Genomic DNA, 13,219 nt, shown 5'->3' with positions numbered 1-13,219 from the left:
TCAGCCCTTCGGGGTCCGCAGCAGCGACCCGATCCGCGCCGCCGCCGTGGACAGATGGCGACGGGCGTCGCGCAGCTGGTCGCCGGTGACTCCGTGGTCGCGGGCCGCGTCCCGGATGTCGTCCCGGAAGCGGTCCAGCAGCCGGTCCAGATCGCGGGCCGGGTCGCCGGTGGAGCCGGCGGCGTCCTCGTGCGCCCACGGCGGGGTGTAGTCGGCGGGGAAGTCCTCCGGGGTGTGGGAGTAATCCGGCTCGGAGTCCATGCCGGAGGCGCCGGTGCCGGTGCCGGTGCCGGTGCGGCCGAAGGCGAAGTCCTTGCCGAAGCCGCCCATCTCCTTGGCGAGTTCACCGAGCCCTTCGCGCAGCCCCGTCGGCCAGTCGCCCCGGGCGAAGTGCCCCTGCACCTGGTCCTGGACCTGCCGCATGATGCGCTGGACCTCCTCCTGCGCCCTGTCCTGGGCCTCCTTGGCCTGCCGGCGGGCGCGCTGGGCCTCCTCGCGGGAGCGGCGGCTCTCGTCCTTGGCGCGCCGGGCCTGTTCCTTCCACTCCTGCTTGGCGCGGCGCATCTCCTCCTTGGCGGCGCGCCAGGCGTCCTTGTCACCGAAGGCCGCGAAGTCACCGAAGGGGCCCTCCTCCTCGGCGGACGCGCCGGCGCCGCGGGGCTGGCGGGCCTTGCCGGCCGCGGCGCGCATCTCGCGGCGCAGATCACCTGCCGCGCCGCTGACGTCGGCCCGGATCTCCGCGGCGAGTTCGGCGACCGACTCCCTGATCTCCAGTTCCAAGTCGGCCAGTTCGGCGCTGCGGTCGGCCAGCTCGGCCCGGCCGGCGTCCGTGATGGAGTACACCTTGCGGCCGCCCTCGGTGGTGTGGGTGACCAGGCCTTCCGCCTCCAGCTTGGCCAGCCGCGGGTAGACCGTGCCCGCCGAGGGCGCGTACAGCCCCTGGAAGCGCTCCTCGAGGAGGCGGATCACCTCGTAGCCGTGACGCGGTGCCTCGTCCAGCAGCTTCAGCAGGTAGAGGCGGAGGCGTCCGTGGGCGAAGACGGGGGGCATGTCAGAGCACCTTCTTGTCGGTCGTACCGTCATTGTCTCCCGTGGCGTCCCGCGGGTCCGGCTCGTCCTCCCGGGGCGGGCGGCGCAGCAGGGCGATCGAACCGGAGACGGTGGTGGCCCGCAGTGTGCCGCTGCCCGCGCCCAGCCGGCCGGTGAGCTTGTGGGCGCCCCACAGGCCCTGGACCCGGAGGTCGTCGAAGGCGTTGGAGATCGCGCCGCTGGCGGTGTTCGCCTCGACCTCGGCGTCCGCCGGGTCGGGCATCCGGATGGCGATCTCGCCGGAGACGCTGGTCAGCCTGACGTCGGTGGGGCCGTCCGGGTCGAGGTCCACGATCATGGAGCCGCTGACGGTGTCCGCCCGCACGGAGGGGCCGGAGCCCTCGACGACGGTGAGGTCGCCGGAGACGGAGGCGAAGCGGAGGTCGCCGGTGACGGACTGGGCCTCCACGCTGCCGGAGACGGTGTCGGCGCGGACGGGTCCGGAGAGGGAGACGAGGGTGGTGTCGCCGGCGACACCCTTGACCGCGGCGGGGCCGCGGATGCCGGAGACGACGGCGGTGGCGCCGACCACGCCGACCTCGACGCGGGTCCGGGCGGGGACGGCGAGGGAGACCACCGCGCTGCGGCGCCAGCCCTTGCGGTCGAGCCACTTGAGGAAGCCCTTCCAGGGCAGGTCGTCGTAGGCCACCGTGAGGGTGCCGTCCCTCTGGGTGACGATCAGGGGCGGGCCCTCGATCTCGGAGACCTCCAGGCGGGCGGAACCTTCGTCGGTGCCCACGACGTTCACCGTGCCGTTGACGATGCGCACGTGGAGTTCGGTCACGGGGGCGTCGAAGGTGAGCTTGGTGGGCTCCGCTACGGACGACTCGGGCATGGTGACGGCCTCCTGGTTGCACCCGTTGGGCGTGACGCGTCATATCGCGTCTTACGTGATTCACGATATATCGCGGTCGCGGAAAGTCAAGGTGCTCGTTGTGGTGAACCGTGCCGGTGCCGGTGCCGGTGCCGGTGCCGGAGCCTGGCGAGCCGGGCGGGTGAGCCTGCGTCGGCGGGGGCGCGGAGTCTGGTGCGAGCCGGGGGTGTCGCGCGGCCCGGCGCTTGCGGGGTGCCGTCGCGCCCACCCGTGCCGCCCTGCGGCACGACTGCCCGCGGGAACGCGGGGCGCGGGAACGCGGGGCGCGGGAACGCGGGGCGCGGGAACGCGCGGGAATGCGGGGAGGCGCGGGAATGCGGGGAGGCGCGGGAATGCGGGGAGGCGCGGGAATGCGGGGGCGCGGACGCGGGCGTGAGGGGGTGCGGCATGACTGGCGGCGGGGGCGCGGAGTCTGGTGCGGGCCGGGGGTGTGGCACGGCCCGGCGCTTGCGGGGTGCCGTCGCGCCCACCCGTGCCGCCCTGCGGCACGACTGCCCGCGGGGACGCGGGACGCGGGGACGCGGGGCGCGGGGCGCGGGGCGCGGGGCGCGGGGCGCGGGGCGCGGGGACGCGGGGCGCGGGGACGCGGGTGTGAGGGCGGGAGGGCGGGAGGGGGTGGGGGAGGGGCCGTCCCGCCGGGTTTCAGTGGGGCGGGGTTACTCGTCGTCCTCGTCGTCCAGGCGGGCCAGCCAGGTGGCCAGGCGTTCCACCGGGACCTCGAAATCGGGGTTGAGGTCGACGAACGTCCTCAGCTGCTCGGCCAGCCACTCGAAGGTGACCTCCTCCTCGCCGCGCCGCTTCTCCAGTTCCTCGATGCCACGGTCCGTGAAGTACATGAGGACAAGGATATGTGCGGGAAAACGGGCGGGCCGCACCCCCTGTGGGAGGGGTGCGGCCCGCGCGTACGGCCGGAGGGCTACGCCTCGAAGACCTCGCGCACCAGCTGCTCCTGCTCGGCCTGGTGGCGCTTGGCGGAGCCGACCGCGGGGGACGAGCCGTGCGGCCGCGAGATGCGGCGCAGACGCTCGGCGTGCGGGAGGTCGGCGCCGACCGCCAGGTCGAGGTGGTCGATCAGGTTGAGCGCAATGAACGGCCAGGCACCCTGGTTCGCCGGCTCCTCCTGGGCCCACAGGTACTTCTCGGCGTTCGGGTACTTCTTGATCTCCGCCTGGAGCTCCGTACCCGGCAGCGGGTACAGGCGCTCGATGCGGATGATCGCGGTGTCCGTCGTGCCGCGCTTCTTCCGCTCGGCGTCGAGGTCGTAGTAGACCTTGCCGGCCGTGAAGACGACCTTCTTCACCGCGGCCGGGTCGACCGAGGTGTCGCCGATGACCGGGCGGAACTGGCCCGTGGTGAACTCCTCCGCCGTCGAGGCCGCGGCCTTCAGGCGCAGCATCGACTTCGGCGTGAAGACGACCAGCGGCTTGTGGTGCGGGTTGTGCACCTGCCACCGCAGGAGGTGGAAGTAGTTCGCCGGCGACGTCGGCATCGCGACCGTCATGTTGTTCTGCGCGCAGAGCTGCAGGAACCGCTCCGGGCGGGCCGAGGAGTGGTCCGGGCCCTGGCCCTCGTAGCCGTGGGGGAGGAGCAGGACCACACCGGAGGTCTGGGCCCACTTCTGCTCGGCGGAGGAGATGAACTCGTCCACGACGGTCTGCGCGCCGTTGACGAAGTCACCGAACTGCGCCTCCCACAGCACGAGCGCGTCGGGGCGGGCCAGCGAGTAGCCGTACTCGAAGCCCATCGCCGCGTACTCGGACAGCAGGGAGTTGTAGACGTTCAGCCGGCCCTGGTCCTCGGAGAGGTACTGCAGCGGCGTGTACTCGTCGCCCGTGCTGCGGTCGATGATGACCGCGTGACGCTGGCCGAAGGTGCCGCGCTGGGAGTCCTGGCCGGCCAGTCGGACCGGCACGCCCTCCAGCAGCAGCGAACCGAAGGCGAGGGTCTCGCCCATGCCCCAGTCGATGGTGCCGTCCTCGACCATCGTCGCCCGGCGCTGCAGCTGCGGCAGCAGACGCGGGTGGACGGTGATGTGGTCGGGGACGTTCACCTGGGACTCGGCGATCCGCTTGACGATCTCCGTGGTCACCGCGGTGTTCACGGCCACCGGGAACTCGGCCTGCGGGTCGGAGGACTCGACGGACGCGGGCTGGCTGGTGGCCTCGCGGACCTCCGTGAAGACCTTCTCCAGCTGGCCCTGGTAGTCCTGCAGCGCCTGCTCGGCCTCTTCCAGGGTGATGTCGCCGCGACCGATCAGCGACTCGGTGTAGAGCTTGCGCACCGAGCGCTTCTTGTCGATCAGGTCGTACATCAGCGGCTGGGTGAAGGCCGGGTTGTCCGACTCGTTGTGACCGCGGCGGCGGTAGCAGATGAGGTCGATCACCACGTCCTTGTTGAACGCCTGGCGGAACTCGAAGGCCAGGCGTGCGACGCGCACGACGGCCTCCGGGTCGTCGCCGTTCACGTGGAAGATCGGGGCCTCGATCATGCGGGCCACGTCGGTGGCGTACATCGACGAGCGCGAGGACTCCGGGGCGGCGGTGAAGCCGACCTGGTTGTTGATGACGATGTGGACCGTGCCGCCGGTGCGGTAGCCGCGCAGCTGCGACATGTTCAGGGTCTCGGCCACCACGCCCTGGCCCGCGAAGGCCGCGTCGCCGTGGATCGCCACCGGCAGGACCGTGAAGTCCGTGCCGCCCTTGCCGATGATGTCCTGCTTGGCGCGGGCGACGCCCTCCAGGACCGGGTCCACCGCCTCCAGGTGGGAGGGGTTGGCGACCAGGGAGACCTTGATCTGCTCGCCGTCCAGGCCGGTGAAGGTGCCCTCGGCGCCCAGGTGGTACTTCACGTCGCCGGAGCCGTGCATCGACTTCGGGTCGAGGTTGCCCTCGAACTCGCGGAAGATCTGCGCGTACGACTTGCCGACGATGTTGGCCAGCACGTTCAGCCGGCCGCGGTGGGCCATGCCGATGACGACCTCGTCCAGACGGGACTCGGCGGCCGAGTCCAGCACGGCGTCGAGCAGCGGGATGACGGACTCGCCGCCCTCCAGGGAGAAGCGCTTCTGGCCGACGTACTTCGTCTGCAGGAAGGTCTCGAACGCCTCCGCCGCGTTCAGCCGGCGCAGGATGCGCAGCTGCTCCTCGCGCTCGGGCTTGGTGTGCGAGCGCTCGATGCGGTCCTGGATCCACTTGCGCTGCTTCGGGTCCTGGATGTGCATGAACTCGACACCGGTGGTGCGGCAGTACGAGTCGCGCAGCACGCCGAGGATGTCGCGCAGCTTCATCAGGGACTTGCCGGCGAAGCCGCCGACGGCGAACTCGCGCTCCAGGTCCCACAGGGTGAGGCCGTGCTCGACGATGTCCAGGTCGGGGTGCTTGCGCTGGCGGTACTCCAGCGGGTCGGTGTCGGCCATGACGTGGCCGCGGACCCGGTAGGAGTGGATCAGCTCGAAGACCCGGGCGGCCTTGGTGACGTCGTCGTCGTGGGAGGCGTCGATGTCCTTGAGCCAGCGCACCGGCTCGTAGGGGATGCGCAGCGCCTCGAAGATCTCGTCGTAGAAGTCGTTCTCGCCGAGGAGGAGGTTGGCGACCTGGCGCAGGAACTCGCCGGAGGCGGCGCCCTGGATCACCCGGTGGTCGTAGGTCGACGTGAGCGTCATGACCTTGGCGATGCCGAGCTTGTTCAGGGTGTCCTGGCTGGTGCCCTGGAACTCCGCCGGGTAGTCCATCGAGCCGACGCCGAGGATCACCGACTGGCCGGGCATCAGACGCGGCACGGAGTGCACGGTGCCCAGGCCGCCGGGGTTGGTCAGGGAGACCGTGACGCCGGTGAAGTCGTCCATCGTCAGCTTGTTGTCGCGGGCGCGACGGACGATGTCCTCGTAGGCCTGCCAGAACTCGAAGAAGTTCAGCGTCTCGGCCTTCTTGATGGCCGCGACGACGAGCTGGCGGTCGCCGTTGGGCTTGACCAGGTCGATGGCCAGGCCGAGGTTGACGTGCTCCGGCTTCACCAGGGTCGGCTTGCCGTCCACCCGGGCGAAGGAGTGGTTCATCGCCGGCATGGCCTTGATGGCCTGCACCATCGCGTAGCCGATGAGGTGCGTGAAGGAGATCTTCCCGCCCCGGGCACGCTTCAGGTGGTTGTTGATGACGATGCGGTTGTCGAACAGCAGCTTCACCGGGACCGCGCGCACGGACGTGGCCGTGGGCAGCTCCAGGGAGGCGTCCATGTTCTTCGCCACGGCGGCGGACGGACCGCGCAGGGTCACCTGCTCGGGGCCTGCCTTCGCCTCGCCGGAGGGCTCCGCCTTGGGTTTGGCCTCGGCCTTCGGCTTCGCCGGGGCGGGCTTCGCGGCGGGCTGTGCGGGCGCGGCGGCCTTCGCCGGAGCGGCGGGCGCCTCGGCGGCGGGTGCCGGCGCGGCGGCAGCGGGCTGCGCGGGCGCGGCAGGCTGAGCCGGAGCGGCCGGCCGGGCCGGGGATGGGGAGGAGGTTCCCGCGGCCCCCGCGGCCGCGTTACCCGACGGTGCCGAGGTCGCAGGCGCGCCCGGCTTGTAGTCGGCGAAGAAGTCCCACCAGGCTCGGTCCACCGAGTTCGGGTCCTGGAGGTACTGCTGGTAGATCTCGTCGACGAGCCATTCGTTGGCACCGAAGGCCGCAGCGGGGTTCTTGCCCGCTTGGTCGGTGTCGGTCGAGATGCTCGAGTTACTGGGGGACTGTGGCGACACGGCGTCAACCGCCCTCTTCCGCTTCGCAAGATGATGGACAGCGGAAATAAAGGCTACGCCCCCGAGCGCGAGAAGGTCAGGCCGGGCCCGTTCATCGTCGTGTAAGTCACATCCTCACGCGTGTTTCGGCGCATGAAATGGCGGGAAACAAGCGGGGTTCCGGTTCTCCCGGCGGCTTTCGGCATCACTCGGCCGGGGCTCGGCGCGCAGTTCGCGCGGGCCCGTGCCTGATCACACGTGTCCGCCAGCGCGGACATGGATGGATCTTGCGGCTCCGCTTCGAACTTTACGTCAACTTGGTACGGACGGAGTTCCCGGAAGAGTGATGAGAATGCGGCAGCCCCGCTCGGATTCGGCCACTCCGATCCGGCCGCCGTGCAGATCCACGGCCCAGCGGGCGATCGCGAGGCCGAGTCCGGTGCCGCCGTCGCTGCCCGGGCCGTGCGGCCGGTTGACGTTGCCGCGGTTGAACCTCTCGAAGACCCGGTGCCACTCGGTGCGCGGAATGCCCGGCCCCTCGTCCAGCACCTCCAGCTCCAGCGAGTCCGGCCGGTCGCCGCGCCGTGCCCGGACCGTCACCCGGCCGTGCGGCGGGCTGTGCTTGACCGCGTTGTCGATCAGGTTGGCGACGACCTGGTGGATGCGCTCCGGATCGGCGTGCGCGGTGAGCTCCGGCGGCGACACGTCGAGGTGCAGATGGACGTCCGTACGGGTGTGGCTGCCGGAGCCGGAGGCCATGTCCGGGCGGGCGGAGGCGAGCATGTTGGCCTCCTTGAGCACGCCCGACAGGTACGGCCACACCTCGAAGCGGCGCTTCTTCAGCGGCACCACCCCGTTGTCCAGGCGGGACAGGTCGAGCAGCGTCTCCACCAGGCGTCCCAGCCGCTCGGTCTGCTTCAGGGCCGTGCGCATCGTCTCGGGGTCGGCCCGGGTGACGCCGTCGACGATGTTCTCCAGCACCGCGCGCAGCCCCGCGATGGGGGTGCGCAGCTCGTGCGAGACGTTGGCCACCAGTTCCTTGCGCTGGCGGTCCTGCGCCTCCAGCTCGTCCGCCATGACGTTGATCGTCTCGGCCAGGTCGCCCAGCTCGTCCCGGCGGTTCTCCCGCACCCGGCGGGTGTAGTCGCCGTGCGAGATGGAGCGGGCCACGGCGTTCATGTCGTCCAGCGGCGCGGTGAGCGAGTGCGCCACGAACTGCGTGATGAGCAGGGTGGCGATCATCGAGAAGACCGTGATGAAGCGCAGTTCCGTCTTGGTGTGCACGGCGATCACCGACAGCCCGGTGGTGATCAGGACCGAGACGACGACCAATGCACCGAGTTTGGTCTTGATCGAGAACGGGCGTACGCCGCCCCAGGGCCAGGAGCCCCGGGGACGCCCGCGTCCGGCCGGCCCGCCGCTCATGGCGTCGGCGTCTCCAGGGCGTAGCCCACACCGTGCACGGTGCGGATCCGCTCGGCGCCGATCTTCCGGCGCAGCGCCTTGATGTGGCTGTCGACGGTGCGGGTGCCGGAGGCGTCCGCCCAGTCCCACACCTCGGCCAGCAGCTGCTCGCGGGAGAGCACCGCGCGGGGCGTGTTCGCCAGGCAGACCAGCAGGTCGAACTCGGTGGGCGTCAGGTGGACGTCCTCGCTGCGCACCCGCACCCTGCGCTGGGCGTGGTCGATCTCCAGTTCGCCCAGGCGCAGGATGCCGCTGCGCGGTGTGGTGGCCGCGAGGGCCGCCCGCTCCATGCGGCGCAGCAGCACGTGCACGCGCGCCGCCAGCTCCCGCATGGAGAACGGCTTGGTCATGTAGTCGTCGGCGCCGACGCCGAGACCCACCAGCATGTCCGTCTCGTCGTCCCGCGCGGTGAGCATCATGACCGGCACCGGCCGCTGGGCCTGCACGCGCCGGCAGACCTCAAGGCCGTCGAAGCCGGGCAGCATGATGTCGAGGATCAGCAGGTCGGGCTGCCAGGCCTCCGCCGTGTCCACCGCGGACGGGCCGTCGCCCGCCGTTTGCACCAGGAACCCTTCGGCGCGCAGGCGGGTCGCGATGGCGTCCACGATCGTCGCGTCGTCCTCGACCACGAGGATCCGGCGCTGTGCGCCCGGTGTGGTCGCCGCCGTGCCGTTGTGGGAGGTCTGTGTCTGCTCCATCGCCCGCCCCTGAGGTGTGCTTTTTCCGGAATCCGTGGGGTGAATCCGTCGTCTGCGCATCGCTGCGATTGACGCTTGAATGATCCGTGTCAGGGCAGCAGCGTACGGGGATCCACCTCGCCTTTGCTATCCAGGGCTGATGCCGATGTGGACGACGTCCGGAACGCCCCGGGCAACGGGGATCTCTTCGGTACGCACCTGCCGGAACCCGGCATTCCGCAAGGTTCCCTCGAATTCCGGGGACGGTCTCGCGGACCAGACCGCGAGCACTCCGCCCGGATTCAACACCCTTGCGCACGCCTTGAGTCCGGCCTGCGCATAGAGTCCCTCGTTGTCCTCGGTGACGGTCCAGTCGGGCCCGTTGTCGATGTCGAGGCACAGCGCGTCGAACGTGTCGGACGTCTCATTGACGTAGGCGACGAGGTCCGTCTCGACGATGTCCGTGCGGGGGTCGGCGAGGGCCCGCGCGGAGAGTTCCGACAGCGGTCCCGCGCGGTGCCATGCGATGACGGCCGGCTCGCGTTCCACCAGGGTGATCCGGGCCCACCGGGGCTGCCCCGCCGCGTGGGCGAGCGAGAAGCCCACCCCGAGTCCCCCGATCAGCACCCGCGGGCTCGTCACGCGGGCGTCGAGGGCGGCCAGGGCGGCGTCGACCAGCCGCCGTTCCGACCGGCCGTCGGAGGTGTCCATCAGGAAGCAGCCGTTGGCGATGATCTGCAGCAGGCCACCGTGCCTGCGCAGCACGACCTCGCCGTAAGGGCCCTCGCGGCGGTCCAGGACCTCGGGAGGCTCGGGAATGTCGTACGGGGTGGACATGCGTTCATCCTGGCAGTCGCCGTTCCGCGGCGGCCGGGGGCTACGGGACCCCGCGGCGGTGATCGCTGAGAGCGAACGTGACCCCGGGAACATTCGGCGGCTCCCCTGCATTGAGTCGGCATAGCTCAACTTGACTGCCGAAGGGGAGATCATGGCTGCTGAGTCCACACCGCTCGCCCTGCCCGTACTGCCGCTCGACGACGAGGTCGTGCTGCCCGGGATGGTGGTTCCGCTGGACCTGAGCGATTCCGAGGTGCGCGCCGCGGTGGAGGCCGCCCAGGCCGCCGCCCGCACCGAACCGGGCAAGCCCCGGGTGCTCCTGGTGCCACGAGTCGACGGGACCTACGCCGGTACGGGTGTGCTGGGCACGGTCGAGCAGGTCGGCCGGCTGGCCGACGGCGACCCGGGCGCCCTGATCCGCGGCCGGGACCGCGTGCGCATCGGCGCCGGGACCACCGGGCCGGGCGCCGCGCTGTGGGTGGAGGGCACGCGCATCGACGAGACCGTGCCCGAGCCACTGCCGGGACACGTGAGCGAACTCGTCAAGGAGTACAAGGCGCTCGCCACCGCCTGGCTGCGCAAGCGCGGCGCCTGGCAGGTCGTGGACCGCGTCCAGGCCATCGACGACGTCTCCGCGCTCGCCGACAACTCCGGCTACTCGCCGTTCCTGACCACCGACCAGAAGGTCGCCCTGCTGGAGACCACCGACCCGGTGGCCCGGCTGAGGCTCGCCACCCAGCAGCTGCGCGACCACCTCGCCGAGCAGGACGTCGCCGAGACCATCGCCAAGGACGTCCAGGAGGGCGTCGACAAGCAGCAGCGCGAGTTCCTGCTGCGCCGCCAGCTGGAGGCCGTCCGCAAGGAGCTGCGCGAACTCAACGGCGAGCAGGAGGGCGAGGAGTCCGACGACTACCGCGCCCGCGTCGAGGCGGCCGGCCTGCCGGAGAAGGTCCGCGAGGCCGCCCTCAAGGAGGTCGACAAGCTGGAGCGCTCCTCCGACCAGTCGCCGGAGGGCTCCTGGATCCGCACCTGGCTCGACACGGTCCTGGAGATGCCGTGGAACGAGCGCACCGAGGACGCCTACGACATCAGGGGCGCCCAGGCGGTCCTGGACGCCGAGCACGCGGGCCTGGCGGACGTGAAGGAGCGCATCACCGAGTACCTGGCGGTGCGCAAGCGGCGCGGCGACCGGGGCCTCGGCGTCGTCGGCGGGCGGCGCGGAGGCGCCGTGCTCGCCCTCGTCGGCCCGCCCGGCGTCGGCAAGACCAGCCTCGGCGAGTCCGTCGCCCACGCGATGGGCCGGACGTTCGTCCGCGTCGCCCTCGGCGGCGTCCGCGACGAGGCCGAGATCCGCGGCCACCGCCGTACCTACGTCGGCGCGCTGCCCGGCCGCATCGTGCGGGCGATCAAGGAGGCCGGTTCGATGAACCCGGTCGTCCTGCTCGACGAGATCGACAAGGTGGGGTCGGACTTCCGGGGAGACCCGGCGGCCGCGTTGCTGGAGGTCCTCGACCCCGCGCAGAACCACACCTTCCGGGACCACTACCTGGAGGTCGAGCTCGACCTGTCCGACGTCGTCTTCCTGGCGACGGCCAACGTCCTGGAAGCCATCCCGGAGGCCCTGCTCGACCGCATGGAGCTGGTCCGCCTCGACGGCTACACCGAGGACGAGAAGGTCGTCATCGCCCGCGACCACCTGCTCCCGCGCCAGCTGGAGCGCGCCGGTCTGGCCGCGGACGAGGTGACGATCGAGGAGGGCGCGCTGCGCAGGCTGGCCGGCGAGTACACGCGCGAGGCCGGTGTGCGCACCCTGGAGCGGTCCGTCGCGCGGCTGCTGCGCAAGGTGGCCGCCCAGCACGAACTGGGCGAGCGTGAACTGCCCTTCACCGTGACCGTGGACGACCTGCGGGACCTGATCGGCCGGCCGCACCACGTGCCCGAGTCCGCGCAGGACCCGGCCGAGCGCCGTACCGCCGTCCCCGGTGTGGCCACCGGGCTCGCGGTGACCGGCGCGGGCGGGGACGTCCTCTACGTCGAGGCTTCCCTGGCCGATCCGGAGACCGGCGCCTCGGGACTCACCCTGACGGGTCAGCTGGGTGACGTGATGAAGGAGTCGGCGCAGATCGCGCTGAGCTTCCTGCGCAGCCGCGGCGCCGAGCTGGAGCTGCCGGTGGGCGACCTCAAGGACCGGGGCGTGCACATCCACTTCCCGGCGGGCGCGGTGCCCAAGGACGGGCCGAGCGCGGGCGTCACCATGACCACCGCCCTGGCCTCGCTGCTGTCCGGCCGGCTGGTCCGCACCGACGTGGCGATGACCGGCGAGGTCTCACTGACCGGGCGGGTGCTGCCGATCGGCGGGGTGAAGCAGAAGCTGCTGGCCGCGCACCGCGCGGGGATCACCACCGTGATCATCCCCAAGCGCAACGAGCCCGACCTGGACGACGTCCCGGCGGAGGTGCTGGACCGGCTCGACGTCCACGCCGTCACCGATGTCCGCCAGGTCCTGGAGCTGGCGCTGTCGCCGGCCGTGAACGGCGCGGCGCCGGAGGTCCCGGTCGCGGCGTGACGGACGCGGCCGGACGGGGAGGCCCGGGTCCCGTGAGGGAGGCCCGGGCCTTTCCCGCGCCCGCCGGGCGGATCAGCCGGCCGCGAAGGTGCGCAGCCGGTCGACGGTGCCGTTGAAGCGGTCGTGGTCGCCGACGGTCGGGCCGGTCGAGGTGTACTGCCACATCGTGTACGTGCTCCAGCCGGCGGGCAGTTCGCCCACGGTGGAGGCGTACCGGGCCACCCACAGGGGAGTGGTGGCGGCGAAGCCGGAGTAGTTGCCGGTGCACTGCTTCCACCAGCTGGTCGCCGTGTAGATGACGGCGTCACGGCCGGTGCGGGCCCGGTACTGGTCCAGGAAGTCCCGGATCCAGCTCACCATCGAGGTCGCGGACTTGCCGTAGCAGTCGTCGCCGTAGGGGTTCCATTCGATGTCCAGCACGCCCGGCAGGGTCCGTCCGTCGGCGGACCAGGCGCCGCCGCGGTCCACGAAGTAGTCGGCCTGGGCGGCGCCGCTTGCGGTGTCGGGGGTTGCGAAGTGGTAGGCGCCGCGGATCATGCCGACGTCGTAGGAGCCGTTGTACTGCTGGGCGTGGTACGGGTTGGTGTAGTACGTGCCCTCCGTGGCCTTGGCGTAGGCCCATCGGACCCCGCTGTTCCACAGGGTCGTCCAGGGCACGTCGCCCTGGTGGCTGGAGACGTCCACGCCCTCCGTCTGGGTGGAGCGGGCGGTGGGGAGGCCGCTCTGGCCGTCGTGGGCGACGACGCCCATGCCCATGTGGGCGGTGCCGCGCGGCGGAAGCGTGGGTGAGGACCCGTCCGCGGCGGCGGTGCCGGGGAGGGTGAGGGCCGCGAGCAGGACCGCTCCGGCGGCCGGGAGCGCGGACATACGGGTGAGGCGGGATCTGTGCACAGGCATGACGCATCTCCGAAAGGTCGGTGGGGGCGAACCCGGAATGTGACCCACATCGCATGTAGTGGGCATGCCACGTAATCGCCTGGTAGAGACAGGGCACGCGGATCACGACG

General features: G+C 71.5%; 9 protein-coding genes. 1 reads left to right on the top strand and 8 read right to left on the bottom strand.

What is annotated here, in order from left to right:
• The 7 genes from ACZ6A9_RS00635 to ACZ6A9_RS00605 form a co-directional block, all read right to left on the bottom strand.
• Positions 1-1,050 carry a helix-turn-helix transcriptional regulator gene (locus ACZ6A9_RS00635; RefSeq protein WP_468975907.1) on the bottom strand — a complete coding sequence of 350 codons (1,050 nt, stop codon included), beginning with the start codon at positions 1,048-1,050 and terminating at the stop codon, positions 1-3.
• Position 1,051: 1 nt separating this feature from the next.
• Positions 1,052-1,924: a DUF4097 family beta strand repeat-containing protein gene (locus ACZ6A9_RS00630; protein ID WP_468975905.1), complete on the bottom strand. Its 873-nt coding sequence runs from the start codon at positions 1,922-1,924 to the stop codon at positions 1,052-1,054.
• Between the two features lie 695 nt (positions 1,925-2,619).
• Entirely contained in the window at positions 2,620-2,799 is a 180-nt protein-coding gene (locus tag ACZ6A9_RS00625; protein ID WP_003992906.1) for a DUF6104 family protein, read from the bottom strand.
• A gap of 80 nt (positions 2,800-2,879) precedes the next feature.
• Complete coding sequence (locus ACZ6A9_RS00620; RefSeq protein ID WP_468975903.1) at positions 2,880-6,689, bottom strand: multifunctional oxoglutarate decarboxylase/oxoglutarate dehydrogenase thiamine pyrophosphate-binding subunit/dihydrolipoyllysine-residue succinyltransferase subunit; 3,810 nt, start codon at positions 6,687-6,689, stop codon at positions 2,880-2,882.
• 291 nt (positions 6,690-6,980) lie between these two features.
• On the bottom strand, positions 6,981-8,093 hold the full coding sequence (locus ACZ6A9_RS00615) for a sensor histidine kinase (protein WP_468975900.1): 1,113 nt from the start codon (positions 8,091-8,093) through the stop codon (positions 6,981-6,983).
• Positions 8,090-8,830 carry a response regulator transcription factor gene (locus ACZ6A9_RS00610; protein WP_190097074.1) on the bottom strand — a complete coding sequence of 247 codons (741 nt, stop codon included), beginning with the start codon at positions 8,828-8,830 and terminating at the stop codon, positions 8,090-8,092. Before ACZ6A9_RS00610 ends, ACZ6A9_RS00615 begins: the two co-directional genes overlap by 4 nt.
• Before the next feature lie 126 nt (positions 8,831-8,956).
• Positions 8,957-9,646, bottom strand: a complete 690-nt coding sequence (locus tag ACZ6A9_RS00605; protein ID WP_468975897.1) for a spermine/spermidine synthase domain-containing protein — start codon at positions 9,644-9,646, stop codon at positions 8,957-8,959.
• 151 nt (positions 9,647-9,797) lie between these two features.
• On the opposite strand from ACZ6A9_RS00605, the gene lon reads away from it, so the two are divergent.
• Entirely contained in the window at positions 9,798-12,212 is a 2,415-nt protein-coding gene (gene lon / locus ACZ6A9_RS00600; protein ID WP_468975894.1) for an endopeptidase La, read from the top strand.
• 72 nt (positions 12,213-12,284) lie between these two features.
• Here lon and ACZ6A9_RS00595 read toward each other — a convergent pair whose 3' ends face one another.
• Positions 12,285-13,109: a lysozyme gene (locus ACZ6A9_RS00595; protein ID WP_468975892.1), complete on the bottom strand. Its 825-nt coding sequence runs from the start codon at positions 13,107-13,109 to the stop codon at positions 12,285-12,287.
• Positions 13,110-13,219 lie beyond the last annotated feature (110 nt).

It is taken from the genome of Streptomyces sp. NPDC041124, from assembly GCF_055592385.1.
The sequence above is the reverse complement of the archived record's forward strand: the minus strand, read 5'-3'. Positions and strand labels throughout refer to the sequence as shown.

Excerpts from the sequence above, each read along its gene's own strand:
- ACZ6A9_RS00635 (WP_468975907.1), bottom strand. The coding sequence starts at position 1,050 with ATGCCCCCCGTCTTCGCCCACGGACGCCTCCGCCTCTACCTGCTGAAG.
- ACZ6A9_RS00630 (WP_468975905.1), bottom strand. The coding sequence starts at position 1,924 with ATGCCCGAGTCGTCCGTAGCGGAGCCCACCAAGCTCACCTTCGACGCC.
- ACZ6A9_RS00625 (WP_003992906.1), bottom strand. The coding sequence starts at position 2,799 with ATGTACTTCACGGACCGTGGCATCGAGGAACTGGAGAAGCGGCGCGGC.
- ACZ6A9_RS00615 (WP_468975900.1), bottom strand. The coding sequence starts at position 8,093 with ATGAGCGGCGGGCCGGCCGGACGCGGGCGTCCCCGGGGCTCCTGGCCC.
- ACZ6A9_RS00610 (WP_190097074.1), bottom strand. The coding sequence starts at position 8,830 with ATGGAGCAGACACAGACCTCCCACAACGGCACGGCGGCGACCACACCG.
- ACZ6A9_RS00605 (WP_468975897.1), bottom strand. The coding sequence starts at position 9,646 with ATGTCCACCCCGTACGACATTCCCGAGCCTCCCGAGGTCCTGGACCGC.
- lon (WP_468975894.1), top strand. The coding sequence starts at position 9,798 with ATGGCTGCTGAGTCCACACCGCTCGCCCTGCCCGTACTGCCGCTCGAC.
- ACZ6A9_RS00595 (WP_468975892.1), bottom strand. The coding sequence starts at position 13,109 with ATGCCTGTGCACAGATCCCGCCTCACCCGTATGTCCGCGCTCCCGGCC.